The sequence below is a fragment of the Microbacterium paludicola genome, from assembly GCF_039529675.1.
Lineage (GTDB): Bacteria > Actinomycetota > Actinomycetes > Actinomycetales > Microbacteriaceae > Microbacterium > Microbacterium paludicola.
Map to the genome: position 1 here is coordinate 129,794 of NZ_BAAANG010000019.1, position 26,133 is coordinate 155,926.

Genomic DNA, 26,133 nt, shown 5'->3' on the forward strand with positions numbered 1-26,133 from the left:
GATGACCTCCACTTCGGGCGAGATGCCCCGGCTCGAGATCCGCGCGCTGCGGAAGTACTTCGCCGCGTCCGGCGTGCTCGCAGTCGCCGACGTCTCGCTTGAGGTGGCGGCAGGTGAAGTCCTCGCCCTCATCGGCGAGAACGGCACGGGCAAGACCACCCTCATGAACCTCCTCTTCGGGGTGCACTCTCCGGACGCGGGCTCCGTGCTCATCGACGGCCGGGAAGTGGCCATCCACAGCCAGCAGGATGCCATCCGCCATGGCCTTGGCATGGTGCATCAGCACTTCGCGCTCGTGCCCTCCTTCACCGTGGCGCAGAACGTGCTCCTGGGACGAGAGCCGGTGCGCTTCGGACTGTTCGACAATGCCGCTGCCGAGCGGCGGGTGGCGGAGCTCGCGGCCGAGATGGGCTTCGCTATCGATCCCGGTCGGCTGGTCCGCGATCTGCCGGTCGGCGCACAACAGCGGGTTGAGATCCTCAAGGCCCTGGCCGCGGACGCTCGGCTGCTCATCCTCGACGAGCCGACGGCCGTCCTCACCCCTAGCGAGGCCGACGACCTGCTCGTACTGGTGCGTTCGCTCGCAGCATCGGGTCGTTCGGTCGTGTTCATCTCCCACAAGCTTCCCGAGGTCCAGTCGGTCGCCGACCGCATCGTCGTGATGCGTCGCGGCCGGGTAGTGGGCAACCTGGCCCGTGGAGAGGCCTCGGACGCCGATCTCGCTCGCCTCATGGTGGGGCGCGAGGTGCTGCTCGCGACTGATCGGAGCGAGGCGGTGCCGGGAGAGGTCCTGCTCGAGCTCGACGCCGTCTCGGCTCCGCCCACCGCAGAGGGCAGCCCTGGCCTGCACGACGTCCGACTCGAGGTGCGCGCCGGAGAGATCCTCGGCATCGCGGGCGTCAGCGGCAACGGGCAGGACGAGCTGGTCGAAGCGGTGGCCGCACTCCAGCCGCCGGCGTCAGGATGGATCCGGCTGAACGGGACCGACATCACCCACCGTTCACCCGCTCAGGTGCGCGGCGTGGGAGTCGCCCACATCGCCGCAGACCGCATGAATGTCGGGCTCAACCTGCAGGCCACACTCGAGGAGAACGCCGTCAGCACCTCGTTCCGGTCGCCCCGCTTCTCCCGCCGCGGCGTCATCCGTCGCCGTGAGCGGCGTCGCTTCGCCGAGCAGCTGATCGCCGCCTATGAGGTCCGTGGGGGAGCGCCTTCCCGCGTCGTCGGATCGCTCTCTGGCGGCAATCTTCAGAAGGTGGTCATCGGGCGCGAGTTGAGCGGGAGCCCCAAGGTGGTGCTCGCCAACCAGCCCACACGCGGACTCGACGTCGGCAGCATCGAGTTCGTGCACCGGTCCCTCTCGGCTGCGCGAGCGGAGGGCAGCGCCGTCCTGCTCGTGTCCACCGAGCTGGAGGAGGTCCTCGCCCTCTCCGACCGAGTGGCCGTGATGTATGACGGGGCACTGCTGGGCCCGTACGACCGCGCCGACGTCGACCGTGATCGGCTCGGCCGGCTGATGACCGGCGGATCACTCGATCCAGCCACCGAGGCTTCCGGATCCGCTGCCGTCCCCGGGCCTCCAGCCGTCGACACTGCAAGCACCCGAGGCGCGAGCCTCGACACGTACCCAATCAGACAGGAGGACCGCCTGTGACCGAGCTCATCGTCGCCGACCACGTCTGGACCGGCGATGCGGAGGGCACAGTACTCTCACCCGGTGTGATCGAGGTCAACGAGGGCCGCATCGTCTCGACGGCCGCGGTGACGGGTCCCCGGCCATCCGGGACGGGCGTCACCGACCTGGGCGAGGCGATCGTGATGCCCGGCCTCGTCAACTCGCACGCCCACACACCCATGTCGTTGATGCGCGGGGTGGCGGAAGGGGTCTCCCTGCTGACCATGGCGGGCTTCCTCGGGACCCTCCGAAGCCGCGAGGCGCACCTCACCCCGGACATGGTTCGCGCATCGGTCGCGGTGTCCTGCGCCGACATGATCCGGCACGGCACCACGGCGTTCGCCGACCAATACTTCTACGCCGACCAGATCATGCCGACCGTCGTCGAGTCCGGGCTGCGCGCTCGCATCGCCTGGGGCATCGTCGAGCTCGGGGACGACGATGCCCGTGCCCGCGAGCTCGCGGCAACAGCCGCGTTCATCGCGAGTTCGCTCGACGACCCGCTCGTCCGTGGCTGGGTCGGCCCGCACGCCTTCTTCGTCGACAACCAGCCGGAAGCGATCCGGGCTGAGGTCGAGATGGCGGAGCGCTTCGGGGTGGGCCTGCACGCGCACTTCTCGACCTCCAGCGAGGAGGACGAGCACTGCCTCGCCGAGTACGGCCGTCCGGCGCTCGCGGTCATGAAGGACCTCGGCCTCCTCGAGCTCCCCCTGATCCTTGCCCACTGCAACACCCTGCCGGCCGAGCAGTTGCCGATACTGTCGGGAACCAGGGCGACGATCTCGATCATCCCGTCCGTCGCGATGGTCAGCGGAGCCCCGGCCGCGCCCGTCCGTGAGGCGCTCGACGCCGGCGTCAACGTCGCGATCGGCTCGGACAACCCGTGCAACAATACGACCGCCGACCTCTTCGAGGAGATGCGGACACTCGGGAAGCTGGCGACGTTCGCCTCGAAGGTCCCGAACCAGGTCACCTCTCGGGAGATCCTCGCCATCGCGACGGTCGGCGGCCACCGTGCCCTTGACGGGGGCCCCGACGACGGGCGGCTGGTGCCCGGCGCGGTCGCGGACCTGATCGCGATTCCGGTCGACGAGGTGTATCGCGGACCCGTGGGCGCCCAGAGCCTCGAGTCGGCGCTGGTGTACTGCACCTCCGGAGCCTCGGTCGGGTCCGCCATGGTGGGCGGCCGATGGCTGATGCGGGACCGCGCCGTGGGCACACTCGACGTGCCAGCGGCGCTGGCGCAGCAGCAGCGCGACTACGACACTCTTCTTCGGCGTATGCGCGCCGCCGAGTCGAAGAGGACGCGCTGATGGATGTCGCACAGCGTCGCACGGCGATCGAAGAGCAGGTGATTCGAACCGGCGAGGTGTCCTTCGTCGAGCTGGCAGAGTCCTTCGGGGTCTCTGAGATGACCATCCGCCGGGACATTGAGGCGCTCCAGACACAGGGAATCGTGCGCAGGGTCTCCGGCGGAGCCATCGCGCTCAGCGGTACGGCATTCGAGCCCTCCTACGGCTTGCGCGCCGGCCGGGCAGCGGACAGCAAGGAGCACATCGCCGAGGAGGTGGCAGCGCTGTTGCGACCAGGGGAGACCGTGCTCTTCGACAGCGGCAGCACCGTGCTCGCCATCGCTCGCGCCGTCCGGGGCAGGGGTCTCCGTCTGACCGTCCTCACGCCGAGCATCGGAGTCGCTCAGGAGTTGGCCGACGAGCCGGACACACAGGTGCTGCTCATCGGCGGCCTGGTGCGGCCCGGTGAGCTGAGCCTTATCGGGCCCGACGCCGAGCAGATGATCGGCCGCTACAACTGCGACACCTACATCGCGGGGGTAGCCGGCGTCGACGCCGAGCGCGGCCTGACCGAGTACCACCCGCAGGAGGCGAGCGTGAAACAGGCCGCTGTACGGGCATCGACTCGCGTGATCGTCGGCGTCGAGGCCGCGAAGCTCGGCCGCGTCCACCTGGTCACGGTCGCCCCGTTGACGGTGGTGTCGACCCTCGTCACCGACGCCTCGTCAGACCACCCCACCGTCGTCGCAGCAAGAGCCGGTGGCGCCGACGTCGTCGTCGTTCCCGCGCCCCACCCCATCGCTTCACGAGGAGAGACCGCATGACCCGCTTCGCTACGATCTTCGCCGGCATCGACAAGCCGCTCATCGCCATGGCCCACCTGCCCGCGCTGCCCGGCACGCCGCTCTACGACGCCGCGGCTGGCGTTCAGGGCATCGTCGACTCGGTGCGGAGGGACGTGGAGGTGCTCATCGACGCGGGCTTCGACGCTGTGATGTTCTGCAATGAGAACGACCGGCCGTACCAGTTGAAGGCGGGGCCGGAGTCGGCGGCGGTGTTGACCCGCGTCGTTGCGGAGTGTCGCCCGGTTTCCGTCCCGTTCGGCGTCGACTTCCTCTGGGACCCGAGCGTCGCTCTGGCGACCGCGGTCGCCACGGGGGCGAGCTTCCTCCGTGAAGTCGTGACTGGCGTCTGGGAGTCAGACATGGGCCTCTGGAACACCGACGCGGCGGCCACCCTGCGCGAACGGCGGCGGCTCGGCGGCGACGACATCGCCATCCTCATGAACATCGCCCCGGAGTTCGCCTCACCGCTCGGCGGCCGCAGCTTCGCCCAGATCGCCAAGAGCACCGTCGTGTCGAGCCTGGCCGACGGGATCCTCGTGTCGGGTCCGATGGCCGGCGCCGGACCTGACCAGTCGGTGCTGCGCGAGGTGCGCGAGGCCGTACCGTCGGACGTCCCGGTGCTGCTGAACACGGGAGCCCAGGCCGACACGATCGCCTCCATGTTGGCCATCGCCGACGGCTGCATCGTCGGCTCGTCGCTCAAGGTGGACGGGCGCACATGGAATCCGGTCGACCCTTCCCGGGCGAGGGCATTCGTCGACGCCGCCAAGGCGCCGGCACGCTGAGGAACGAGGCGCTCAACGGAAACGGGACCGGAAAGGTGCAGGAATGGCACAGGTGACTATCGGCCTAGACATCGGCACGACCGGCGTCAAAGCCGTCGCCCTTCACCCCGACCGCGGACTCCTCGCACAGGAGACCCGTGCGAACACGCTGTGGTCGCCGCGGCCGGGCTGGGCCGAGGCATCGACGAGCCAGTGGCTCACCAACGTCATCGAAGTTCTCGGCGCCCTGACGCACTCACCAGCCGTCACCCCCTCCGACGTCGTGGCCGTCGCCACGACGGGGATGGTTCCCGCTGTCGTAGGCGTGGATGTGTCCGGCCATGCGCTGCGCCCGGCAATACTGCAGAACGACGCCCGCGCATCGCGTGAAGTCGAGGAGCTCGCACGGTCGCTGGCGCAGGATGAACCGCTCCTCAACACCGGCTCGCCCGTCACGCAACAGTCCGTAGCGCCCACTGCCCTCTGGCTCGCGCGACACGAGCCTGAGATCTGGGAGCGAACCGAGCACGTCATGGGCTCGTACGACTGGCTGCTGCTGGCGCTCGGAGCTCAACCCCACGTCGAGCGCAACTGGGCACTGGAGGCAGGCCTGTCCACCGTCGGCGGGGACTCCTTCCTTCCCGCTCACCGAGTCGTCGGCGTGGGCGATCGGGTGCCTACCGTCGCTGAGCCGGGTCAGGTCGTCGGCACACTGAACCCGTCCATCGCTGCTCGGGTCGGTCTGTCCTCGGAGGTGGCCCTCGTGGTCGGCGGAGCCGACCACGTGCTGTCCGCCTATGCGGCCGGGCTGGCGGCGGAGGGCGACTGGCTGCTCAAGCTCGGGGGAGCGGGCGACATCCTCTCCGTGTCGCGTACGCCGCTCGTCGATGCCCGGTTCTATCTCGACGCGCATCCCGTCGACGGGCTGTGGCTGCCGAACGGCTGCATGGCGACGAGCGGAAGCCTCGTGCGCTGGATCCAGACACTCATCGGTGCGACAGACCTCGCCGCGATGGATGCCGAGGCAAGCGGGCGCCGGGCGGCGGAAATCCTCTGCCTTCCCTACTTCCTCGGCGAGAAGAGCCCGCTCAATGACCCGGATCTACGGGGCGTCTTCGCCGGGATCCACTTGGGACACGACCGCGTCGACCTCTATCGCTCGGCACTCGAGGGCATCGCTTTCGGCTTCCGCCACAACGCCGACGCGATGCGCGACGCCGGGCTGGCCCTCGATCGAGCCACGGTCACGAACGGCGGGGCGACGTCGCGACTGTGGAAGACGATCCACGCGTCGGTCATGGGCGTGCCGTTGCGAACCGTGCTCGGTCATCCGGGCGCGAGTCTCGGAGCCGCCGTCGCCGCGGCGGTCGGAGTCGGTGCGGTGCGCGGGTGGGCCGATGTCACACGCTTCGTATCCGAGGGCGAGACCATCGACCCCGACCCGGCGCTGGTCGCGCGCTACGACGGCGCGTACGAGATCTGGCGGGAGCTGTCCGACGCGACCGCCTCCACCGCCCGGGCGATAGCCCGGTTATAGCGGTTGCGACGACTCCGCGACGACGGGCCGAGCTCAGAGCGCGCGCAGGCGCTCGAGCAGGGGGCCCGCCGCCTCGTCGAGGAACTGCTGCTGCTTCTCGTCGCCGATCTGCACGATCGCGATGTCGGTGAACCCGGCGTCGAGGAACGGACGCACGCCCTCCGCGAGCGCGTCCAGATCCGGTCCGCACGGGATCGACGCCGCGACGTCCTCCGGCCGGACGAACTGACTCGCCGCCGCGAACCCGGCCGGGGTCGGCAGGTCGGCATTGACCGCCCACCCACCGCCGAACCAGCGGAACTCATCGTGAGCGCGGGCGACGGCCGCATCCGGATCCGGATCCCAGCTGATCGGCACCTGGCCGATCTTGCGCGACTCGCCCTCGTGCTTCTCATCCCACCCCGTGACCAGCTGCGCCTCCGGCTGCACCGCGATCAGGTGATCGCCCAGGGGCGCGAGCTTCGACAGCGAGCTGTCGCCCGACACCGCGACTCCCAGCGGGACCCCGCCGTCCGGGGCGTCCCAGACCCGCGCCGAGTCGACGCGGAAGTACGCGCCGTCATAGGTGACGAGGTCGCCGGTGTGCAGCGCGCGGATGATCTCGATCGCCTCGACGAGCATGTCCTGTCGCTGGTCGACCCCCGGCCACCCCTCGCCGACGACGTGCTCGTTGAGGCTCTCCCCGGACCCGAGGCCGAGGGTGAAGCGCCCCTCGGACAGAAGCTGCATCGTCGCCGCCTTCTGCGCCACGACCGCCGGGTGGTACCGCATCGTCGGGCAGGTGACGTAGGTCATCAGGTCCACGCGGGAGGTCACCTGCGAGACCGCGCCCAGCACGCTCCAGGCGTAAGGGGAGTGCCCCTGGCTGGTGAGCCAGGGGGAGTAGTGGTCGCTCGAGACCTCGAAGTCGAAGCCGAGATCCTCCGCCTGCTGGGCGTAGCGGACGAGCGCGCGCGGTCCGCTCTGCTCGGTCATCAGGGTGTAGCCGAAACGTGTCATCGGATCCTCCGTCGTGCGCGTCGGTCAGCGTCCACGGGCGACGTTACGAGTCTCGGGCGGCGGGCGCACGGGGGTTGCGGACGCGCCGCTCATCGGGCAACCTCCGCCCGTGCGGCGGGCGGGTGCCGGGGTAGGTTGGAAGGGTGAAAGCCAGCCCCGCAGACCAGCTCCTCCTGCTCGACGTCGTCGACATCGACCGCCGCATCGCGCAGGCGGAGTCCGCGCGCAAGAACCCGCCCCAGGCGGCACGCGTGCAGGAGCTGATCGCCCGGCGCACGACCCTCGGCCGCGAGCTCGCGGAGAAGGCGGGAGCGCGCGACGACCTGCGCGCGGAGCTGAAGCGCATCGAAGGCGACGTCGCCGTCGTGTCCGCGCGTCGGGCGCGGGATGTGGAGCGTCTCGCCGCCACCAGCAGCCCGAAGGACGCCCAGGGGCTCGAGCACGAGATCGCCAGCCTCGAGAAGCGCCGCAGTGACCTCGAGGACGCCGAGCTCGAGGTGATGGAGAAGCTCGAAGCCGCCGAGGCGGCCGCCGCCGAGCAGCAGGCGCTCCTCGACGAGGTCACGTCCGAGGGCCAGCGCCTGAGCACCGAGGCGAAGGGAATCGTGGCGCAGGCGACGGCCGACCTCGCCACCCTGACGCGCGACCGCGCAGCGGTTGCCGGGCGCACCCCCGCCGACCTTCTCGCCCTCTATGAGCGGCTCGCGTCGCGCGGCACGGGCACCGCCGTGTTCACGCGCGGCATGTGCGGCGCCTGCAACATGACCCTCTCGCCCAGCGACCTCGCGGTCCTCCGATCGACCCCGGACGACGAGGTCGCGCTGTGCCCCGAGTGCGGCGGCATCATGGTGCGCACCGCGGAGTCCGGTCTGTGACCGGAGCCCTCATCGTCGAGGCCGACGGCGGCTCGCGCGGCAACCCCGGCACGGCTGCCGGCGGCGCGGTGGTGATCGACCCGGCCACCGGAGCGGTGCTCACCGAGGTCGGCGTCTACGTCGGCATCGCGACGAACAACGTCGCCGAGTACAACGGGATGATCGCCGGGATCCAGGCGGCGCTCGATCGCGACCCTGCGGCCATCCACGTGAGGATGGATTCGAAGCTCGTCGTCGAGCAGATGACCGGCCGCTGGAAGATCAAGCACCCCGACATGCAGACGCTCGCCCGCCGCGCGCGCGAGCTGGCGGCAGGGCGGACGGTCACCTTCGAGTGGGTCCCGCGCAACGACAACCGCCTGGCGGACGCCGCCGCCAACGAGGCGATGGATGCGCGAGCGAGCTTCCGCCGCGATCTCGACGGCGGCGTGCCCGCCCCTGCACCCGAGGCCGTGGGCGGTGACTTCCTCCTCTGAACCGGCGGACGCCTCGCCGTGGGCACACGCGGATCGCATCGCCCTCGGGCGCACCGCGGGCGGCGGCATCGTGGCGCTCGTGCTCGCCCGCGAGGGGGAGCGGGGCCGCCGGCCGCTGACGGCGGCAGAGCTGCCCGCCTGGGTCGCCGCGCGGGAAGCGGAGGCCGCATACGCGGGCCGCGCCATCCGCTGGGTGTGGTCGAGCACGACCGAGTGGTACCCGAAGCTCCTGGCGGCCGGCGTCCGCGTCGTGCGCTGCCACGACCTTCGGCTCTCGCACGCGATCCTGCGCGAGGCGGCGCCGAGCGCATCCGCCCTGCGCGCGGCGACGGAATGGGACGGGATCGGCACGGCCGAGGGCCCGGATGACGACGCGCTGTTCGCGCTGGATCGCACGGGATCCGAGAGAGGGCGCGACGACATCGCCGAGGTGCTCGCCGAGCTCGACCGCCAAGACGCGGCGGTGCCACTCGCGCCGGACCCCGGCAGGATGCGCCTGCTTCTCGCCGCCGAGTCGGCCGGCGCGCTCGTGGCCGCCGAGATGCGCGTCGCCGGGGTGCCGTGGGACGCCGAGCATCACCGCCGCATCCTGACCGAGGTGCTGGGCGCCCGTCGGGCCGGCGGCGTGCCCGATCACATGGCGCGTCTCGCCGCCGAGGTGCGCGAGGCGCTCGACGACCCGGCCGCCTCGCTCGATTCGCCGCCGCGCCTGCTACGCGCACTGCACAGCGCGGGAATCCTCGTGGACTCGACGAGCAAGTGGGAGCTGCGTGAGATCGCGCACCCCGCGATCCCTCCGCTGCTCGAGTACAAGCGCCTCGCACGGCTGCTGACGGCCAACGGCTGGGCCTGGCTGGACGAGTGGGTGAACGACGGGCGGTTCCGTCCGGTCTTCGTGCCGGGCGGGGTCGTGACCGGCCGATGGGCGTCCTCGGGAGGCGGCGCGCTGCAGCTGCCCCGTCAGATCCGCGGGGCGCTGCGCGCCGATCCGGGGTGGCGCATCGTCGGCGCGGACGTCGCCCAGCTCGAGCCGCGTGTGCTCGCCGCGATGTCGCGGGACGACAGGATGGCGGATGCCGCGCGCGGGCGCGATCTCTACGAGGGCATCGTCGCGGACGGCGCGGTCAGCACGCGCGCCGAGGCGAAGCTCGCCGTGCTCGGTGCGATGTACGGCGCCACCACCGGCGACTCGGGCCGGCTCGTCCCGCGTCTGCGCCGGGCCTACCCGCGGGCGATGGGGATGGTGGACGCGGCTGCGCGAACGGGGGAGGACGGCGGGGTCGTCGCCACCTGGCTCGGCCGCACGAGTCCGGGGCCGGACGAGGCCTGGCGCTCGGCTCAGGAGCGCGCCTCGCGTCCCGGTGCGTCGGCGGCGGATGAGAACCGCGCGCGTCGCATCGCGCGCGACCGCGGGCGCTTCACCCGCAACTACATCGTGCAGGGGACCGCGGCGGAGTGGGCGCTGGCGTGGCTCGCCGATCTGCGGCTGCGGCTGGCGCAGCTGCCGCCTGTGGCGCCGGCCGACGCCGCGCCGGCCTCGGGGCCGGCTTTCGCGCGGCGCGCGCACCTTGCGTTCTTCCTCCACGACGAGGTGCTGATCCACGCCCCGGCCGAACAGGCCGAAGCCGCAGCCGAGGCCCTGCGCGAATCTGCCGCGGCGGCCGGCCGCCTGCTGTTCGGCTCGTTCCCCATCGACTTCCCGCTCGACCTGCGCATCTCCGACAGCGCCGCCAAGGAGTGACCGGCGGGATCCTCCGATCTCGGCGACGTAGACTGGCGGATGCGAATGGGTCGGCCGGACGACCGCGTCGCGGGCGGTTCGCCGCCGCGCGCCGAGGAACGTCCGGGCTCCACAGGGCAGGGCGGTGGGTAACACCCACCCGGAGCGATCCGCGAGACAGTGCCACAGAAAGCAGACCGCCGGGCACCCGAAAGGGCGCCCGGTAAGGGTGAAACGGTGGTGTAAGAGACCACCAGGGGTCGCGGTGACGCGATCCGCTCGGTAAACCTCGCCCGGAGCAAGACCAGACAGGGGACGTCGAAGCGGCCCGCCGAGTCCCCGGGTAGGTCGCTAGAGCGGCACGGCAACGTGTCGCCGAGAGAGATGGTCGTCGAAGGGGCGAAAGCCCCGGAACAGAACCCGGCGTACAGGCCGGCCCATTCGCCTCAGCCGTGAACGAAGACGCGCCCGGATCCAGTCGGATCCGGGCGCGTGCGGCTTACGGGGTCAGAGGGACAGCGACGCGGCGCCGATGATGCCGGCGTTGTTCGCGTGCGTCGCGATCCGCATCTCGGCGCGGGTCTTCAGCATCGGCATGAACTTCTCGGGGTTCTTCGACACGCCGCCGCCGACCAAGATGAGGTCGGGGGAGAAGAGGAACTCCACGTGGTCGTAGAACTCCTGCAGGCGACCCGCCCACTCCTCCCACGACAGGTTCTCGCGCTCGCGCGCGGTCGGGGCTGCGTAGCGCTCGATGGAGTCGCCGTTCCACTGCAGGTGGCCGAGCTCGGTGTTCGGCACCAGCGCGTCGTCGAACAGGAACGCCGATCCGATGCCCGTTCCGAGCGTCGTCAGGATGGTGAGCCCCGGCTGGTCCTTGGCGCCGCCGAAGCGGAGCTCGGCGAGGCCCGCGGCATCCGCGTCGTTGACGAAGTGGATCGGGCGTCCGAGGCCCTCCTCGAAGAAGCGGTCGGCCTCGAAGCCGATCCACTTCTTCGACACGTTCGCCGCCGACAGGGTGCGGCCGTTCTTCACGATCGTCGGGAAGCAGATGCCCAGGGGCAGCTCGTCGGCATCCGACCCCAGCTTGTCGAGCAGCTGCTGGACCGTCGCCAGGACGTCCTTCGGCTTCGCGCCCTCGGGGGTGGGGATCCGCACTCGTTCGCTCACCAGCTGACCGTCGACGAGGTCGACGATGCCGGCCTTCATGCCGGTGCCGCCGATGTCGATGCCGACGGCCCGGTCCACGCTCTTCGCCATGGTCACAGCCTATGGGAGCCGCAGGGGAGTGCTTGACGTTCGATCACAACAGAAGACGCCGGCCACGATGGGCCGGCGTCGTCTCTGTGTGATCGGTCAGGCCGACTTGGCGCGCGCCTCGTCGCCGGCGCCGCGGCGGGCCCGGACGAACTCGAGGCGCTCCGCGAGGATCTCCTCCAGCTCGGGGAGGGTGCGGCGCTCGAGCAGCATGTCCCAGTGGGTGCGTGCGGCCTTGTCGCCGCTGTGGTCGACCTCGACGGTGCCACCGTCGATCTTCAGCAGCGCCTCGCCGCCACAGCCGCGGCACTCCCAGGTCTGGGGGGCCTCGGCGTCGGCCGCGAAGGTGAGCGTGGTGTCGCGATCACACGCGGCACAGTGGTACGTGTGCTGGGTGCGCTCCATAAAAACGACGCCCTCCTCGCTCTGGAGGCTCTGGGCGCCGAGTCGGATTCCGCGAAGGCTGCGATCTGCCATTGTGTGGTCCTCTCGTCGGTCCCAGGTATAACGCTCGCGCCTGTGCGCATCATCCGAAGTGCGCGCTCCGGTGAGGGTTTCCCAGCCGAATCCCAGCGTGATGAGAGATGGGCCGCGCGGCTCAGCGGGTGAGGGTCTCCAGCGCGAGATCCGCCCGGTCCGTGACGATCCCGTCGACCCCCATCGCCACGAGCATCCGCATCCGCTGCGGGTCGTTGACGGTCCAGACGTGCACCTCGACGCCGGCGTCGTGCGCCCACCGGATGAGCCGAGGGGTGAGCACGCGGATCGCGCCCTGGCGCTCGGGGATCTGGATGGCATCGAACCCGCGAAGCAGCCGCATCGCCACCGGTCGCAGGCCGGCGCCCACGGCCGCGACGATGCGCGTGATCGTGCGGGAACCGGGCGAGATCGCCGGGCGCGCGGGGAGGGCCGCATCCATGGCGATCCGGCGTCGCTGATCCGAGAAGCTCGTCACCAGCACGCGGTCGGCGTGCTCAGCGACGAGCCTGCCGACGCCCACCGCGGCTGCCCCGGCCTTGACGTCCAGGTTGAAGCGCGTCTCGGGGAACGCATCGAGCGACTGCTCGAGGGTCGCGAGGCCGCCGAGACCCTCCATCTGCTGCGCAAGCTCCCGCAGCGAGACCTCCGCGATCGCGCGGCGGTCGCCCGTCACGCGCTCGAGCGTGTCGTCGTGAAAGAGCACAACGTGACCGTCCGCCGTCACGTGGCAGTCGGACTCGACGTACGCGGCGCCCGCGGCGTGCGCGGCGGCGATGGCGGCGAACGAGTTCTCGGCGACGTGATCACCCGGCACGGCGAGGCCACGGTGGGCGAGCACCCGCGGATGGGGCGTTCCGGTGAGGTACGGGTGCGTCACGGGCGATCCGACGGGGTCGTGCCGCGGCCGAAGCCGCCGGCGATGCCCTTGAGGGCCTCCGTCAGCTCGCTCGGGATGATCCACAGCTTGCTCGACTGGCTCTCGGCGAGCTTCGGCAGCGTCTGCAGGTACTGGTAGGCGAGCAGCTTGTCGTCCGGCGCGCCGGCGTGGATGGCGTTGAAGACGTTCTGGATCGCCTCCGACTCGCCCTGCGCGCGCAGCACCTGCGCCTGCTTGTCGCCCTCGGCCTTGAGGATCTCCGCCTGGCGGGCTCCTTCCGCGACGAGGATCTGCGACTGCTTCTGGCCCTCGGCCGTGAGGATGGCGGCGCGCCGGTCTCGCTCGGCGCGCATCTGCTTCTCCATCGCATCGCGCAGCGTGGCCGGCGGGTCGATCGCCTTGATCTCGACGCGGCCGACCTTGATTCCCCACTGGCCTGTCGCCTCATCGAGCGTCGCGCTGAGCTTGCCGTTGATCAGGTCCCGGCTGACCAGCGCCTCCTCGAGGTTCAGGCCGCCGACGACGTTGCGGAGGGTCGTGATCGAGAGCTGCTCGACGGCGCCGAGGTAGTTGGCGATCTCGTACGTCGCGGCGCGCGGATCCGTGACGCGGAAGTACACGACGACGTCCACCGCGACCGACAGGTTGTCCTCGGTGATGACCTGCTGCGGCGGGAACGAGACCACCTGCTCGCGGAGGTCGACGCGGGCGCGGGTGCGGTCGACGATGGGCATGAGCAGGTGGGGCCCGCCGTAGAGGGTGCGGTGGTACCGGCCGAGGCGCTCGATGATGAACGCCTCGCTCTGCGGCACGATCCGGATCGCCTGGACGAGCACCGTGATCACGAAGATCACGACGGCGATGGCGAGGATCCACAGCAGGATCGCTCCGATGTCTGGCATGAGTCAGCTCTCCGGGGTCGGTGTCGTCGCGGTCGCTCGGGCCACGATGGCCGTGGCGCCGTTGATCTGCTGCACAACGACCGGGGTGGCCGGGGGAAGCTCGCCGCCTGTCTGGACGCGCGCCGACCAGGAGTCGCCGTTCGCGAGTTTGACGCGGCCGCCGATCGCCGTCACGGTCTCGGTCACCATGCCGTTCAGGCCGATGAGCGCATCCACGTTGAACTTCTGCGGGTCGGAGCTGCGGCGCAGCCGGCGCAGCAGCGGGGCCCGGAGCAGCGTGAGACCGGCGACGGCAGCGACAGCCGCGATGATCACCTGCAGCCAGACCGGCGCGCCGGCGAGCGCCGCCACGATTCCCGCGGCCGAGCCGAGGGCGAGCATGAGGAACGTCAGCTCACTCGCCATGACTTCGATCGCGAGGAACAGGGCGATCAGCACGATCCAGCCGACCCACGCCCACTGTCCGATGAATTCCCACACTGCGAAGTCCATGGGGCCTCCTTGCTCGCACCCTACCAGCGGCCGACGACGCCGGGACGGACAACCGGAGCGCCGCGACATTGGAGGCTCGCGACAGGGCTCCGCGGTGCCGCGTTGGTACTGTCGAACAGACCCCAGGGTCGCGTCGCGATGACCTCGCGACGCGCGCCCGATCCGCTCGTCCGCTCCAGGAGACACCGTGACCGACGCCCCCTCGCAGCCCATCGCCCCCGGCACCCTGGCGGGCAAGGTCGCCCTCGTGACCGGCTCCTCCCGCGGCATCGGCGCGGACACGGTGCGCTACTTCGCGCAGGCCGGCGCGGACGTCGTCATCAACTTCCGCAACAAGGCGCCGCGCGCGGAGAAGCTCGCCGCCAAGCTGCGCGAGCTCGGCGTCCGCGCCCTCGTCGTCGGCGCCGACCTGACCGATCCCGCGTCGGTCGAGGCGATGTTCGCGGCCGTGAAGGACGAGTTCGGCACGCTGGACATCCTGGTCCTGAACGCCTCGGGCGGCATGGAGTCGGGAATGGCCGCGGACTACGCCCTCACGCTCAACCGCGACGCGCAGGTCGGCGTGCTGACGGCGGCCGAGCCGCTGCTCGGCGACGGATCGCGGGTGGTCTTCGTGACGAGCCACCAGGCGCACTTCATCCGCACGACGCCGACCATGCCCGAGTACGAGCCCGTCGCGCTGTCGAAGCGCGCGGGCGAGGACGCCCTGCGGGAGCGCATCCCGGCGCTCGCCGAGAAGGGGATCGGCTTCACCGTCGTCTCGGGCGACATGATCGAGGGGACGATCACCGCCACGCTTCTCGAGCGCGCGAACCCCGGGGCCATCGCGCAGCGTCGCGAGTCGGCCGGGAAGCTGTACAACGTGTCGGAGTTCGCCGCCGAGGTCGCGCGGGCCGCGGTCGACCCGGTGCCGGCCGACAACACCCGCCTCGTCGGCGACGTCAGCGCCTTCGCCTCCGAGTAGCGGGCGTCGCGCGGGTGCGGCGGGCCCCACAATAGGTCCATGCCCTCGCACGACGTGGTCGTCATCGACCACCACGACAGCTACACGGGGAACCTCGTGCACCTGATCGCCGGGGTGACCGGCTCGCTGCCGCGTGTCGTCGAGCACGACGAGTGCACGGCGGCCGAAGTGCTCGCGCACGACTTCATCGTGCTGTCGCCGGGCCCAGGCCATCCGGCCGACCCGCACGACTTCGCCGTCGGGCGCGAGGTGCTCCGCGCGGGGGAGAAGCCGGTGCTCGGGGTGTGCCTCGGCATGCAGGGCATCGTGACGACGTTCGGCGGACGCGTGGAGCGGGTGGACCCGGGGCACGGCATCGACGCGACCGTGCGCCACGACGGCGCGGGGCTGTTCGCCGGCGTCCCCGACGGCTTCCGGGCCATCCGCTATCACTCGCTCGCGGCCCTCGAGCTGCCCGACGACGTCGTCGTCACGGCGACGGACCAGCGCACGGGTCTCGTGATGGGCGTCGCGCATCGCGCCCTGCCGATCGCGGGAGTGCAGTTCCACCCCGAGTCGATCCTCACGGAACACGGCGAGACGATCGTGCGGAACTTCCTCGGTGCGGCATGACCGACCGGATCGCGCAGGCCGCCGGGAGCGGCCGCTGCGTCTGGCTTCACGCGGGTGACGGCGGGCCGCAGCTCGCCTGGCTCGAGCCGGACGACGTGTCGCTGACCTACGACGCCCGCCGCCGCGAGGTCACGCGCCACGTCGCGGGCGGGCGCGAGGTGGTCGGCGACGACATCTTCGACGTGCTCGCCGGCGAGACCGCGGCCGGGTCGCCGGACGACCGGTGGTACGGCTACTTCGGGTATGCCGCGCGCTCCGATCTGCCGGCGCGGCCCGACGACATCCTGCCCGACGCGGTGTGGATGCGTCCGTCGCACGTGGAGTCCCTCGAGCTGCCCGCGACGTCCGCGCAGCACCGCGGCGGAACCGTCCACGAACCCGCGCCGCAGTGGTACCGCGACGCGTTCGATTCCGTGCAGGAGCACCTCCACGCCGGCAACTCGTACGAGGTGAACCTGACCTACCGCGCCACCACCCGCAGCAGCCTGACACCACTCGAGGCCTTCACGCGCCTGTGGCGGGTGAATCCCGCCCCCTACGCGGCGTACGTGCACCACGACGTGCCCGGCGCCCGCGCCTTCGTCGCCGGCTCGTCGCCGGAGCGCTATGCCCGGATCGACGCCCGCGGCACGGCGCGCACGCTGGAGGCGAAGCCGATCAAGGGGACCACCCCGCGCGGGGCGACCGCGGCGGAGGACGCCGCCGCCGCCGAGCTGCTGCGCACCGACCAGCGCTTCCGCTCCGAGAACCTGATGATCGTGGACCTGCTGCGGCATGACCTCTCGCAGGTGTGCGATGTCGGCACGGTCGAGGTGCCGACGCTTATGGCGGTCGAGTCGTACGCGTCGGTGCACCAGCTCGTGTCGACAGTCCGCGGTGCGCTGCGTGCCGACGTGTCCAGCATCGACGCCCTGCGCGCCCTGTTTCCGGCCGGGTCGATGACGGGCGCCCCCAAGCTGCGGACGATGCAGATCATCGACGAGGTGGAGGCCAGCCCGCGCGGCGCCTACGCGGGGGCGCTCGGCTGGATCTCGGGTGACGGCCGCGCCGATCTCGGCGTGATCATCCGGACGCTGCTGACCGACGGATCGGGCACGTACACGCTCGGCACCGGGGGCGGCGTCACTGTGCAGTCGACGGCCGAGGACGAGTACACGGAGTCGCGCTGGAAGGCCGAGCGCCTGCTGCGCGCTCTCGAGGCGTGACTCAGGCCCCGAAGACCGTCGCCGCGACGAACACGATCGGGATGCAGCCGAACGTGGTCAGGAAGACGACGTCTCGGGCGAGGATCTCGCCGACCCCATAGCGCTGGGCGTAGTTGAAGACGTTCTGGGCGCTCGGCAGGCTCGCCAGCACCACCACGACGAGCATCGCGTGCGGATCGAGCTGGAACAGCAGCCCGATCGCCCAGGCCGCCACGGGCATCAGGAACAGCTTCATCCCGGTGGACAGCAGCACATCCGCGCGGGACGCGCGCGTGGTGAGCACCCGCTGCCCGAACAGCGACATGCCGAAGCTGAGCAGCAGGACGGGCACCGCGGCGCCGGCGATCAGGTCGATCGGCGCCGACACGATGGTCGGCAGCTCGATCCCGAGCACCGCGACGAGCACCCCCAGGGCGGCCCCGATGATCATCGGGTTGCGCAGGGTGCGTCGCAGCGCCCGCCCGAGCCCGCGCCATCCCGCGGCCCCACCGCTCGAGACGCTGTCGAGGATCGCCAGGACGACGGGCGTGAAGATCAGCAGCTGGATCAGGATGACCGGGGCCGCATACGCGCCGTTGCCGAGCAGATAGGTGGAGATCGGGATCCCGATGTTGTTGCCGTTGACGTAGCCGGCACCGAGGGCGCCGACCACGACCTCGCCGAGCGAGCGCTTCCAGAGCAGGCGGGCGATCAGCGCGTAGACGACGATCATCGCCACTGCGGCGAGCAGCGACACCGGCAGCAGGGCCGAGAAGAGAAGCCCCAGATCGGCGTCGGCGAGCACCGCGAACAGCAGGAACGGATTCAGGACGAAGAACGTCAGGCGGCTGAGCACGTACCGGGCGTGCTCGCCGAGCAGGTCGATCCTGGCGACGATGTAGCCGACGAGGATCGCGAGACCGACGACCGCGAAGCCGGTCAGAACACCGATCACGAGGCGGGACGCACCTTCGGCGCGGGAAGCGGCGGCGCCTCGGCCGCGGGGACGGCCTCGAGGCGCCGCAGCGCCTCCTCGATCGCGCGATCGAGCTGGGGGTCGTCGTCCCGGAAGAGCTGCGCGGGGGTGTGCACGACCTCGATGTCCGGGTCGACGCCGTGGTTCTCGACGCCCCAGCCCTTGCCCTGCAGCCAGTAGGCGTACCGCGGCTGGGTGACCTTGGTGCCGTCGACGAGGTCGAACCGGCTGTCGATCCCGACCACGCCACCCCACGTGCGCACACCCACCACGGGCCCGACGCCGAGCGCCTGGGCGCGCGCGTTGACGATGTCGCCGTCGGATCCCGAGAACTCGTTCGCGACGAGGACGACCGGCCCCCGCGGTGCGCGATCGGGATCCGGGACGAACTGCTCGAAGTGCCGGGCGGCGTTCCAGGCGATGACGCGGGACGCGAGGCGTTCGACGACGAGCTGGCTCGTGTGCCCGCCGCGGTTGTAGCGCACGTCGGCGATCACGCCCTCGGCGTCGGTGGCGATGCGCAGGTCGCGGTGGAGCTGCGCCCAGCCGTAGCTCTGCATGTCGGGCACGTGCACGTAGCCGAGCCGTCCGCCGCTGCGGGTGGAGACGTACGCGCGACGCGACCGGACCCAGTCCTGATACCGAAGCACCTCCTCGTCCGGAAGCGGCACGACGACCACGCCGCCGATCGTCCTCGCCCTCGCGGCGCAGGGTGAGCTCGACGGGCTTGTCGGCGGCCCCCACCAGCGACGCGGCGGGGCCCGCGACCTCGTCGACGGGCTTCCCGTCGACCGCCACGATGAGGTCGCCCTCGCGCGCGCCGACGCCGGCCTGACGCAGCGGCGAGCGGGCGTTCGGCTCGCTCGATTCGCCCGGCAGGATCCGGTCGATGCGCCAGCCGCCCTCGGCGGGGGAGAGGTCGGCACCGAGGAACCCCAGGCGGCGCGTCTGGTTGCCGAGCGGCGCGGAGGGGGTGACGTAGGCGTGCGAGGTGTTCAGCTCGCCCACCGTCTCCCACAGGATGTCGACGACGTCGTCGTGCGTGAGCGCGGACTCGACGACGGGACGCCAGCGGGCGACGACCGCGTCCCAGTCGACGCCGTCCATGTCGGCCCGCCAGAAGTGGTCGCGCATGATGCGGGCGTTCTCGTCGAACATCTGCCGCCACTCGGCGGGGCGGTCGACGGTGAAGCGCAGCCGGCCGAGGTCTACCTTGACGGCGTCGTCCTTCGCGGGACGGTCTGCGGGCACCACGGTGACGGCGTCGCGGTGCCGCACCGTCAGGCGACGTCCGTCGCCCGAGACGGCGTAGCGGTCCACCGCCTCGACGAGGGTGTCGGCACGGCGGTCGGCGAACGACCAGCGCTCGAGGCTGTCGGGCGTCGGCTCGTCCTTCACTCCCGCGCGGCGCGAGCCGAGCACTCCCTGCTCGCGGTGGACGGCGATCCACACCACGCCGCCGTCGACGCACCGCAGGTCGCGGTACTCCGCGGACGGAACGGGGAACGGCACGATCCGCTCCTCCGCGCCGTCGGCGTCCAGGTCGGGGCACACGACGCGCTCGTCCTCGGCGGGCTTCGGCGCCGGAGAGACGGGCCAGCCGTCGGCGCTCGGCCCGAACGGGGCGGGCTCCGTGGCCGACAGCGGGATCAGCCAGGGGCGCGTCGCGCCGGCGAACGCCAGGTCGAACGCGTGGGCGTTGTAGTGCGGATCGAACGTGCGATCCGACAGGAACACGAGATGGCGGCCGTCGTGCGTGAAGTCGGGGGAGCGGTCGTTGTACTGCCCCGTCGTCAGCCGGATCGCGGGGCCGGCCGCATGGATGTCGGCGATCCAGATCGCATGGAGATCGCCGCCGGCGTCCACCGGCTGGGTCCAGGCGAGATAGCGGCCGTCGGGGGAGAAGCGGGGAGTCCGCGCCTCGCCCCGGCCGGAGCGGCCGACCTCGCGCGTCGCGCCACCGGCGACGTCGATGACGCGCACGGTGCCGTCGTGCGAGATCGCCGCGATCCGGTCGCCCCCGGGGCTGGCGGCGAGGTGAAGAATGCGTCCGAGGTCGCCGGACAGCAGGCGGCGCGGCGGCTGCGTGCTGGCGAGAGACAGGATGTCGATGCCGTCCTCGCCGTCGGCGTCGCTCGCGACGGCGCCGAATCCCGTCCGTCCCAGCACGATCGGCTCCCGCGCACGGATGCCCGAATCTGCCAGCAGCGCCCGCGCCGGACCCTCGCGGTGAGCGAGCCAGAACGCCTTGCCGCGCCAGGCGACGAGGCTGCCGGAGGCGTCGTGATCGGGGGCGAACGCGTCGAGTCGCCGGGTTCCGCCGAGCACCATCGGCTCGGCGGCCGTGCCGGGAAGCGTGACGTCGATGGTCCGGGGCGCGCCATCGAGGCTGTCGAGGATCCGGATCCGTCCCCGGCTGTGCCAGACGATCCGGTTTCCGTCGGTTGTCGCGTCGCGGACGTAGCCGTCCGCCGCCGTCTGATGCGTGAGCAGGCGCGGCGCACCCTCGCCCGCGGTGTCCCAGATCCAGAGGTTCGCCTGCTCGTCCGCCCGGTCGGGGAACGTCGCGGCGCGGTCCGAGGCGAACACGAGCGCGTCGCCCAGCCACATGGGGTCGGTGATCGACGCCTCGTCCTCCGTGAGCAGCTGCTCCCAGGCGCCGGCGCCCTCGCGCGCGAGCCACAGCCGCGGGGCCGTGCCGCCGCGGTAGCGCTTCCAGTGCGCCGGCGGGCGGCTCCACGGGGTGGTGAGCGCGATGCGCCCGTCGTCGTGCAGGGCGATGCCCGACGCCATGCCGATCTCGGGGCGCTCCCACGACCCGTCGAGCGAGAGGAGCTTCACGACCGTGTGCCGGATGTTCGCCTCGCCGCCGTTGGACGCGACGATGATGCGCCCGTCCGCGGTCCAGCCGAGCAGATAGGTCATCTGGGCGCCCCAGTGCGTGAGCCGTCGCACGTCGCCGGAGTCGACCTCGGCGACCATCACCTCCGGATGCCCGTCGCGGTGTGAGACGTACGCGATACGCGCACCGTCCGGCGAGAACCGCGGCTGACGCACCGGTGCGATATCGCTCGTGAGGCGCCACGCGCGCCCTCCGGAGACCGGGGCGATCCACACGTCGTCGGCCGCGACGAACGTGAGGAGGTCTCCGTGGAGATGGGGATAGCGGAGGTATGCGGGACGGGCGCTCACCCCCTCAACCTACGGCTCCGTAGGCTGGGGGCATGAGCACCACGCGCACGTCCATCCGCCGCGTCACCGTCTTCACCGGATCATCCGCCGGAGCGGACCCGGCATACGCCCGCGCGGCCGTCGACGTCGGGCAGGCGTTCGCCGCGCGCGGCATCGGGGTGGTCTACGGGGGCGGCAACGTGGGCCTGATGGGCGCGATCTCGACCTCCGCGCGCGAGGCCGGCGCCGAGGTGCACGGCGTCATGCCCGAGGCGCTCGTCGACAAGGAGATGGCGCACCCGAATCTCACGAGCTTCGAGATCGTCCCCGACATGCACGCGCGGAAGATGCGCATGGCCGAGCTCGGCGACGCGTTCGTCGCGCTGCCCGGCGGAATCGGCACCCTCGAGGAGTTCTTCGAGGTGTGGACGTGGTTGCAGCTCGGCATCCATCGCAAGCCCGTCGCGATCTACGACGTGCGGGGGTTCTGGCGCCCGATGCTCACGATGGTCGACCGGATGGTCGAGGAGGGGTTCGTCACGGACACCTTCCGCGATTCACTGCTCGTCGTCTCCACGCCGCGCGGCCTCATCCACGCCCTCGAGGACTGGGAACCGCCGACGCCGAAGTTCAGCGCCGAGGAAGCGCCCCACGCCTGAGCGCATGTCGGCGGGTCGTGGCACGATCGGGATGTGACCCCGGCCGTCGACGAATCCCGTCTGCGCGATCTCGCGCTGCTGCGGCGCGTGCGCGACAGGATGGACCGCGAGTACGCGAAGCCCCTCGACGTCGAGGCGCTCGCCCGTGGCGTGCACATGTCGGCCGGTCACCTCAGCCGGCAGTTCAAGGCCGCATATGGCGAGTCGCCGTACTCCTATCTCATGACCCGGCGGATCGAGCGCGCCATGACGCTGCTGCGCCGGGGCGATCTCAGCGTGACCGGAGTCTGCATGGAGGTCGGCTGCGCGTCACTCGGCACCTTCAGCTCGCGGTTCACCGAGCTGGTGGGGATGCCGCCGAGCGTCTACCGCAGCCGGGTCGAGCACGGGCTCGGCGGGCTCCCATCCCTCGTGGTGAAGTCGGCCACGAGACCGGTCAGGAATCGAGAAGCGCGGCCCGCCACGGCGCCGATAACGTGACCGACATGGACATCACAATCAACGCGAGCTTCCTGCCGCACACCGACCCGGAGGCGTCACTCGCCTTCTACCGTGACGTGCTGGGCTTCGAGGTACGCCTCGACGTCGGCTACGAGAACATGCGCTGGATCACCGTCGGTCCCGCGGGGCAGCCCGACACGTCGATCGTGCTGACCCCGCCCGCCGTCGACCCCGGCATCACCGACGACGAGCGCGGGATGATCGCCGAGATGATGGCGAAGGGCACGTACGCGGGCATCGTGCTCGCGACGCCCGACGTCGACGCCGTGTTCGAGCGCATCCAGGCGCTGCCCGACGTCGACATCGTGCAGGAGCCGATCGATCAGGACTACGGTCTTCGTGACTTCGCGCTGCGCGATCCCGCGGGGAACATGGTCCGCATCCAGCAGCGCGGCTGACTCATCCCGCCACCCGTCCCCGGAACGACCGACACGAAGGAGCGCCGGTGCACCCCGCCGACACCCACGACCTGATCCGCGTGCAGGGCGCGCGCGCGAACAACCTGAAGGACGTCAGCGTCGAGATCCCGAAGCGCCGGCTGACGGTGTTCACCGGCGTCTCCGGATCCGGCAAGAGCTCGCTCGTCTTCGACACCATCGCGGCCGAGTCGCGGCGCATGATCGACGAGACCTACAGCGCGTTCGTGCAGGGGTTCATGCCGTCCGTGCCGCGGCCGGACGTGGATGTCCTCGAGGGGCTGACGACGGCGATCATCGTCGACCAGGAGCGGCTCGGTGCCAACCCGCGGTCGACGGTCGGCACCGTCACCGATGCGAACGCGATGCTGCGCATCCTGTTCAGCCGGCTGGGCGAGCCGTACATCGGCGGTCCGACGGCGTTCTCGTTCAACATCCCGACGCAAAAAGCAAGCGGAGTGATGACCGGGCCGAAGGGCGAGAAGACGATCGTCAAGGACGTCATCTACCTCGGCGGCATGTGCCCCCGGTGCGACGGCCGCGGCTCGGTGTCGGACCTCGATCTGACGAAGATCATCGACGAGTCGAAGTCGCTCAACGAGGGCGCGATCATGGTGCCCGGCTACACGGCCGACGGCTGGATGGTGCGCGGGTTCGCCGAGTCGGGCTTCTACCCGGCCGACAAGCCCATCGCGCAGTTCAGCGAGAAGCAGCGCCACATGCTGCTCTACGGCGAGACGACGAAGGTCAAGATCCAGGGGATCAACATGACCTACGAGGGTCTGATCCCGAAGATCACGAAGGCGATGCTCTCGAAGGACATCGAGTCGCTGCAGCCGCACGTCCGCGCGTTCGTCGAGCGGGTGGCGACCTTCGCGACGTGTCCGGAGTGCGACGGCACCCGCCTGACCGAGGGAGCGCGCTCGTCGAAGATCGACGGGGTCAGCATCGCGGATGCCTGCCGCATGCAGGTGACGGACCTGGCCGAATGGGTGCGCGGGCTCGACAAGCCGGGCGCCGGCCCGCTGCTGAGCGCCCTCGGTGCGAACCTCGACGCGTTCGTGACCCTGGGGCTCGGCTATCTCAGCCTCGATCGCCCGTCGGGCACCCTGAGCGGGGGAGAGGCCCAGCGCATCAAGATGCTGCGGCACCTCGGGTCCTCGCTGACCGACATCACGTATGTGTTCGACGAGCCCACGATCGGCCTGCATCCGCACGACATCCAGCGGATGAACGAGCTGCTGATCCGACTGCGCGACAAGGGGAACACGGTCCTGGTCGTCGAGCACAAGCCCGAGGCGATCGCGATCGCCGACCACGTCGTCGACCTCGGCCCGCGCGCCGGCAGCCAGGGCGGCACGATCTGCTTCGAGGGGACGGTCGACGGCCTCAAGGCGAGCGGCACGCTCACCGGTCAGCACCTCGACTACCGCGCTCAGCTGAAGCCCGCGGTGCGTTCGGCGACCGGCGCCATCGAGGTGCGGGGCGCCAGCGGGAACAACCTTCAGGACGTGGACGTCGACATCCCGCTCGGTGTGCTGACCGTGGTCACGGGCGTCGCCGGATCCGGCAAGAGCTCGCTCATCCACGGCGAGGTGTCGCCGCGCGAGGGCGTGGTGTCGATCGACCAGGGCGCCATCCGGGGTTCCCGACGCAGCAACCCGGCCACCTACACGGGGCTGCTCGAGCCGATCCGCAAGGCATTCGCCAAGGCGAACGGCGTCAAGCCGGCGCTGTTCAGCGCGAACTCCGAGGGCGCCTGCCCGACCTGCAAGGGCGCGGGCGTAATCGTGACCGAGCTCGGGTTCATGGACACCGTCGAGACGCCCTGCGAGGACTGCGGCGGCAAGCGCTTCCAGGCGGCCGTGCTCGATTACAAGCTCGGCGGCAAGGACATCACCGAGGTGTATGACCTGCCGGTCGCCGAGGCGCGACCGTTCTTCTCCGATGGTGAGGCGAAGATCCCGGCCGCCGCGGCGATCCTCGGGCGGCTCGAGGACGTCGGCCTCGGATACCTGACGCTCGGCCAGCCGCTGTCTACCCTCTCGGGCGGTGAGCGGCAGCGGATCAAGCTCGCCAACCAGATGGGGGAGAAGGCCGACATCTACGTGCTCGACGAGCCCACGACGGGTCTTCACCTCGCCGACGTCGAGAACCTGCTCGGCCTGCTCGACCGGCTCGTCGACTCGGGGAAGACCGTGATCGTGATCGAGCACCACCAGGCGGTCATGGCGCACGCCGACTGGATCATCGATCTCGGTCCCGGTGCCGGCCACGACGGCGGCCGCATCGTGTTCGGGGGAACCCCCGCCGACCTTGTCGCCAAGTCGACCCTGACGGGGGAGCACCTGGCGAAGTACGTGGGGGCAGTCGGGGCATGACTTCCTGGGTTCCCGAATGGGACGGCTTTCCGGCTTCGCTTCTCGAGTTCTGGACCGAGCGGCACCTCTGCACGCTGACGACGCTGCGCGCAGACGGCCGGCCCCACGTCACTCCCGTCGGGGTAGCCCTCGATCTGGAATATCGGTGCGCGTGGGTGATCACCTCACGCTCGTCGTTGAAGGCGAAGCTCGTCGGGCGCGATCCGCGTGTCGCTGCGTGCCAGGTGGACGGACGCCACTGGTCGACGCTGGAGGGAACGGCGAGCGTTCTGGATGACCCGGAGTCCGTCCGCCGCGCCGAGGAAAGGTATGCCGCGCGTTACCGGACGCCGCGGCCGAACCCCGAGCGCGTCGCGATCCGCGTCGAGATCGACCGGTTCCTGGTCTCGCAGAGCCTCACGGCCGATCTGCCGTCGTCCTGAAGCTGCGGCCGGTCTCCGTGCCAACGGGCTGGCGGCTGTCGCGCGCAGCCGCTAGGACGGATGAATGGAGTTCCAGGAGATGGTCGAGACCGTGGGACGCGGCGTGGACGCGGCAGCTCGAGCTGGAGATCACCGGGCAGTGGCCGTGGCAGAAGCGCAAAGCCCCGGCTGTCGAGGCCACCGAGTGACCCGGTGTGTTCTTGCCGATAATGCACATTATGTCAGCTCAAGACCACGCCACGTGCTTCACCCGCTCCTGACGGACTTCCCCACTCAGTTCGCCGGAGCTGCTTCTCCCGGGCTCCGCTACGCGCGCACCGCGTTCACCCTGAAGCAATCACGCTAGTGAGACTCGCCGGCGCGTGCGAGAACGGCCTCATCGCTCTACGTCGAATGATCCTCAGGAGCCGCGCTTCTACTTCCGCGAATTCGCGTACCAGCCGGCGGTGGCGATGGTCTGGGAAACGTCGAAACCGCTGGACAACGACCCGGCCGCCGCTCCGAGATAGGTGTCGTAGCAGACGTCGCACAGTGTGCGTGTCGCCGTGCGGCGCCCCTCCCCGCGGATCAGACGACGGCAGCTGTCGCATGCGAGGCTCATGTGCCGAGGCTAGACCCGCCTGGCCCGTCCGCGCACCAGTGAGGACCAGAATCAG

At 70.8% G+C, this 26,133-nt stretch carries 25 protein-coding genes, 1 other RNA gene and 1 pseudogene; 17 read left to right on the forward strand and 10 right to left on the reverse strand.

Annotated elements, in window-relative coordinates:
- Positions 1–22: 22 nt before the first annotated feature.
- The 5 genes from ABD161_RS10265 to ABD161_RS10285 are packed head-to-tail and all read left to right on the forward strand — an operon-like array spanning position 23 to position 6,113.
- On the forward strand, positions 23–1,654 hold the full coding sequence (locus tag ABD161_RS10265; RefSeq protein ID WP_344002509.1) for an ABC transporter ATP-binding protein: 1,632 nt from the start codon (positions 23–25) through the stop codon (positions 1,652–1,654).
- Positions 1,651–2,988, forward strand: coding sequence for an amidohydrolase family protein (locus ABD161_RS10270; RefSeq protein ID WP_344002210.1), 1,338 nt, complete (start codon positions 1,651–1,653; stop codon positions 2,986–2,988). The genes ABD161_RS10265 and ABD161_RS10270 overlap by 4 nt, the downstream gene beginning before the upstream one ends.
- The gene (locus tag ABD161_RS10275; protein ID WP_344002213.1) at positions 2,988–3,791 is read left to right on the forward strand and encodes a DeoR/GlpR family DNA-binding transcription regulator; all 804 of its coding nucleotides are present in this window, start codon (positions 2,988–2,990) and stop codon (positions 3,789–3,791) included. Before ABD161_RS10270 ends, ABD161_RS10275 begins: the two co-directional genes overlap by 1 nt.
- A complete protein-coding gene (locus ABD161_RS10280; protein WP_344002216.1) occupies positions 3,788–4,597 on the forward strand; it encodes a BtpA/SgcQ family protein in 810 nt (269 codons plus the stop codon). The genes ABD161_RS10275 and ABD161_RS10280 overlap by 4 nt, the downstream gene beginning before the upstream one ends.
- 43 nt (positions 4,598–4,640) lie before the next feature.
- On the forward strand, positions 4,641–6,113 hold the full coding sequence (locus tag ABD161_RS10285) for an FGGY family carbohydrate kinase (protein WP_344002219.1): 1,473 nt from the start codon (positions 4,641–4,643) through the stop codon (positions 6,111–6,113).
- A gap of 33 nt (positions 6,114–6,146) precedes the next feature.
- Here the strand turns inward: ABD161_RS10285 and ABD161_RS10290 are convergent, their stop codons facing one another.
- The gene (locus tag ABD161_RS10290) at positions 6,147–7,112 is read right to left on the reverse strand and encodes an LLM class F420-dependent oxidoreductase (RefSeq protein WP_344002222.1); all 966 of its coding nucleotides are present in this window, start codon (positions 7,110–7,112) and stop codon (positions 6,147–6,149) included.
- A gap of 143 nt (positions 7,113–7,255) precedes the next feature.
- Here ABD161_RS10290 and ABD161_RS10295 point away from each other — a divergent pair, with 143 nt between their 5' ends.
- From ABD161_RS10295 to rnpB, 4 genes are all read left to right on the forward strand, one after another.
- Positions 7,256–7,987, forward strand: a complete 732-nt coding sequence (locus tag ABD161_RS10295; RefSeq protein WP_344002225.1) for a zinc ribbon domain-containing protein — start codon at positions 7,256–7,258, stop codon at positions 7,985–7,987.
- Positions 7,984–8,463 carry a reverse transcriptase-like protein gene (locus ABD161_RS10300; RefSeq protein ID WP_344002228.1) on the forward strand — a complete coding sequence of 160 codons (480 nt, stop codon included), beginning with the start codon at positions 7,984–7,986 and terminating at the stop codon, positions 8,461–8,463. The genes ABD161_RS10295 and ABD161_RS10300 overlap by 4 nt, the downstream gene beginning before the upstream one ends.
- Positions 8,378–10,204 (forward strand): bifunctional 3'-5' exonuclease/DNA polymerase, encoded by a 1,827-nt coding sequence (locus tag ABD161_RS10305; RefSeq protein ID WP_425560869.1) that lies wholly within the window; start codon positions 8,378–8,380, stop codon positions 10,202–10,204. The genes ABD161_RS10300 and ABD161_RS10305 overlap by 86 nt, the downstream gene beginning before the upstream one ends.
- A 46-nt stretch (positions 10,205–10,250) precedes the next feature.
- An RNA gene (gene rnpB / locus ABD161_RS10310) (RNase P RNA component class A) lies at positions 10,251–10,627 on the forward strand.
- Positions 10,628–10,690: 63 nt separating this feature from the next.
- On the opposite strand, the gene ppgK is transcribed toward rnpB, so the two are convergent.
- The 5 genes from ppgK to ABD161_RS10335 all read right to left on the reverse strand — a co-directional run bounded on the left by ppgK (position 10,691) and on the right by ABD161_RS10335 (position 14,191).
- Positions 10,691–11,443, reverse strand: coding sequence for a polyphosphate--glucose phosphotransferase (gene ppgK / locus ABD161_RS10315; RefSeq protein ID WP_344002234.1), 753 nt, complete (start codon positions 11,441–11,443; stop codon positions 10,691–10,693).
- Between the two features lie 96 nt (positions 11,444–11,539).
- On the reverse strand, positions 11,540–11,917 hold the full coding sequence (locus ABD161_RS10320) for an RNA polymerase-binding protein RbpA (RefSeq protein ID WP_135113167.1): 378 nt from the start codon (positions 11,915–11,917) through the stop codon (positions 11,540–11,542).
- 121 nt (positions 11,918–12,038) lie between these two features.
- Complete coding sequence (locus tag ABD161_RS10325; RefSeq protein WP_344002238.1) at positions 12,039–12,797, reverse strand: glycerophosphodiester phosphodiesterase family protein; 759 nt, start codon at positions 12,795–12,797, stop codon at positions 12,039–12,041.
- Positions 12,794–13,699 (reverse strand): SPFH domain-containing protein, encoded by a 906-nt coding sequence (locus tag ABD161_RS10330; protein ID WP_344002241.1) that lies wholly within the window; start codon positions 13,697–13,699, stop codon positions 12,794–12,796. Before ABD161_RS10330 ends, ABD161_RS10325 begins: the two co-directional genes overlap by 4 nt.
- A 3-nt stretch (positions 13,700–13,702) precedes the next feature.
- Positions 13,703–14,191 (reverse strand): NfeD family protein, encoded by a 489-nt coding sequence (locus ABD161_RS10335; RefSeq protein WP_344002244.1) that lies wholly within the window; start codon positions 14,189–14,191, stop codon positions 13,703–13,705.
- Between the two features lie 187 nt (positions 14,192–14,378).
- On the opposite strand from ABD161_RS10335, the gene ABD161_RS10340 reads away from it, so the two are divergent.
- The 3 genes from ABD161_RS10340 to ABD161_RS10350 are packed head-to-tail and all read left to right on the forward strand — an operon-like array spanning position 14,379 to position 16,972.
- Positions 14,379–15,155: an SDR family oxidoreductase gene (locus ABD161_RS10340; RefSeq protein WP_344002247.1), complete on the forward strand. Its 777-nt coding sequence runs from the start codon at positions 14,379–14,381 to the stop codon at positions 15,153–15,155.
- Between the two features lie 39 nt (positions 15,156–15,194).
- Entirely contained in the window at positions 15,195–15,767 is a 573-nt protein-coding gene (locus tag ABD161_RS10345) for an anthranilate synthase component II (RefSeq protein ID WP_344002250.1), read from the forward strand.
- Positions 15,764–16,972, forward strand: coding sequence for an anthranilate synthase component I family protein (locus tag ABD161_RS10350; protein WP_344002253.1), 1,209 nt, complete (start codon positions 15,764–15,766; stop codon positions 16,970–16,972). Before ABD161_RS10345 ends, ABD161_RS10350 begins: the two co-directional genes overlap by 4 nt.
- A 1-nt stretch (position 16,973) precedes the next feature.
- On the opposite strand, the gene ABD161_RS10355 is transcribed toward ABD161_RS10350, so the two are convergent.
- The 3 genes and pseudogenes from ABD161_RS10355 to ABD161_RS10365 form a co-directional block, all read right to left on the reverse strand.
- The gene (locus tag ABD161_RS10355; protein ID WP_344002512.1) at positions 16,974–17,906 is read right to left on the reverse strand and encodes an AEC family transporter; all 933 of its coding nucleotides are present in this window, start codon (positions 17,904–17,906) and stop codon (positions 16,974–16,976) included.
- A complete protein-coding gene (locus ABD161_RS10360) occupies positions 17,903–18,487 on the reverse strand; it encodes a S41 family peptidase (RefSeq protein WP_344002515.1) in 585 nt (194 codons plus the stop codon). The genes ABD161_RS10355 and ABD161_RS10360 overlap by 4 nt, the downstream gene beginning before the upstream one ends.
- A gap of 181 nt (positions 18,488–18,668) precedes the next feature.
- Positions 18,669–21,119 (reverse strand): annotated as a pseudogene (locus ABD161_RS10365) (S41 family peptidase); the annotation flags it as partial.
- 32 nt (positions 21,120–21,151) lie between these two features.
- Between ABD161_RS10365 and ABD161_RS10370 the strand changes: the two are divergent.
- The 5 genes from ABD161_RS10370 to ABD161_RS10390 are packed head-to-tail and all read left to right on the forward strand — an operon-like array spanning position 21,152 to position 25,477.
- Positions 21,152–21,757: an LOG family protein gene (locus tag ABD161_RS10370; RefSeq protein WP_344002256.1), complete on the forward strand. Its 606-nt coding sequence runs from the start codon at positions 21,152–21,154 to the stop codon at positions 21,755–21,757.
- A 33-nt stretch (positions 21,758–21,790) separates the two neighbouring features.
- Entirely contained in the window at positions 21,791–22,237 is a 447-nt protein-coding gene (locus ABD161_RS10375) for a helix-turn-helix transcriptional regulator (RefSeq protein ID WP_344002259.1), read from the forward strand.
- Positions 22,234–22,656 carry a VOC family protein gene (locus ABD161_RS10380; protein WP_344002262.1) on the forward strand — a complete coding sequence of 141 codons (423 nt, stop codon included), beginning with the start codon at positions 22,234–22,236 and terminating at the stop codon, positions 22,654–22,656. Before ABD161_RS10375 ends, ABD161_RS10380 begins: the two co-directional genes overlap by 4 nt.
- A 47-nt stretch (positions 22,657–22,703) precedes the next feature.
- On the forward strand, positions 22,704–25,055 hold the full coding sequence (locus ABD161_RS10385; RefSeq protein WP_344002265.1) for an ATP-binding cassette domain-containing protein: 2,352 nt from the start codon (positions 22,704–22,706) through the stop codon (positions 25,053–25,055).
- The gene (locus ABD161_RS10390; protein WP_135113143.1) at positions 25,052–25,477 is read left to right on the forward strand and encodes a pyridoxamine 5'-phosphate oxidase family protein; all 426 of its coding nucleotides are present in this window, start codon (positions 25,052–25,054) and stop codon (positions 25,475–25,477) included. Before ABD161_RS10385 ends, ABD161_RS10390 begins: the two co-directional genes overlap by 4 nt.
- Before the next feature lie 415 nt (positions 25,478–25,892).
- On the opposite strand, the gene ABD161_RS10395 is transcribed toward ABD161_RS10390, so the two are convergent.
- Positions 25,893–26,078 carry a hypothetical protein gene (locus ABD161_RS10395; RefSeq protein WP_344002270.1) on the reverse strand — a complete coding sequence of 62 codons (186 nt, stop codon included), beginning with the start codon at positions 26,076–26,078 and terminating at the stop codon, positions 25,893–25,895.
- Between the last annotated feature and the right edge of the window lie 55 nt (positions 26,079–26,133).

Coding starts and splice junctions, on each gene's coding strand:
- ABD161_RS10265 (WP_344002509.1), top strand. CDS start 23: ATGCCCCGGCTCGAGATCCGCGCGCTGCGGAAGTACTTCGCCGCGTCC.
- ABD161_RS10275 (WP_344002213.1), top strand. CDS start 2,988: ATGGATGTCGCACAGCGTCGCACGGCGATCGAAGAGCAGGTGATTCGA.
- ABD161_RS10280 (WP_344002216.1), top strand. CDS start 3,788: ATGACCCGCTTCGCTACGATCTTCGCCGGCATCGACAAGCCGCTCATC.
- ABD161_RS10285 (WP_344002219.1), top strand. CDS start 4,641: ATGGCACAGGTGACTATCGGCCTAGACATCGGCACGACCGGCGTCAAA.
- ABD161_RS10290 (WP_344002222.1), bottom strand. CDS start 7,112: ATGACACGTTTCGGCTACACCCTGATGACCGAGCAGAGCGGACCGCGC.
- ABD161_RS10305 (WP_425560869.1), top strand. CDS start 8,378: ATGCGCGAGCGAGCTTCCGCCGCGATCTCGACGGCGGCGTGCCCGCCC.
- ppgK (WP_344002234.1), bottom strand. CDS start 11,443: ATGGCGAAGAGCGTGGACCGGGCCGTCGGCATCGACATCGGCGGCACC.
- ABD161_RS10320 (WP_135113167.1), bottom strand. CDS start 11,917: ATGGCAGATCGCAGCCTTCGCGGAATCCGACTCGGCGCCCAGAGCCTC.
- ABD161_RS10330 (WP_344002241.1), bottom strand. CDS start 13,699: ATGCCAGACATCGGAGCGATCCTGCTGTGGATCCTCGCCATCGCCGTC.
- ABD161_RS10335 (WP_344002244.1), bottom strand. CDS start 14,191: ATGGACTTCGCAGTGTGGGAATTCATCGGACAGTGGGCGTGGGTCGGC.
- ABD161_RS10345 (WP_344002250.1), top strand. CDS start 15,195: ATGCCCTCGCACGACGTGGTCGTCATCGACCACCACGACAGCTACACG.
- ABD161_RS10350 (WP_344002253.1), top strand. CDS start 15,764: ATGACCGACCGGATCGCGCAGGCCGCCGGGAGCGGCCGCTGCGTCTGG.
- ABD161_RS10360 (WP_344002515.1), bottom strand. CDS start 18,487: ATGCAGAGCTACGGCTGGGCGCAGCTCCACCGCGACCTGCGCATCGCC.
- ABD161_RS10370 (WP_344002256.1), top strand. CDS start 21,152: ATGAGCACCACGCGCACGTCCATCCGCCGCGTCACCGTCTTCACCGGA.
- ABD161_RS10390 (WP_135113143.1), top strand. CDS start 25,052: ATGACTTCCTGGGTTCCCGAATGGGACGGCTTTCCGGCTTCGCTTCTC.
- ABD161_RS10395 (WP_344002270.1), bottom strand. CDS start 26,078: ATGAGCCTCGCATGCGACAGCTGCCGTCGTCTGATCCGCGGGGAGGGG.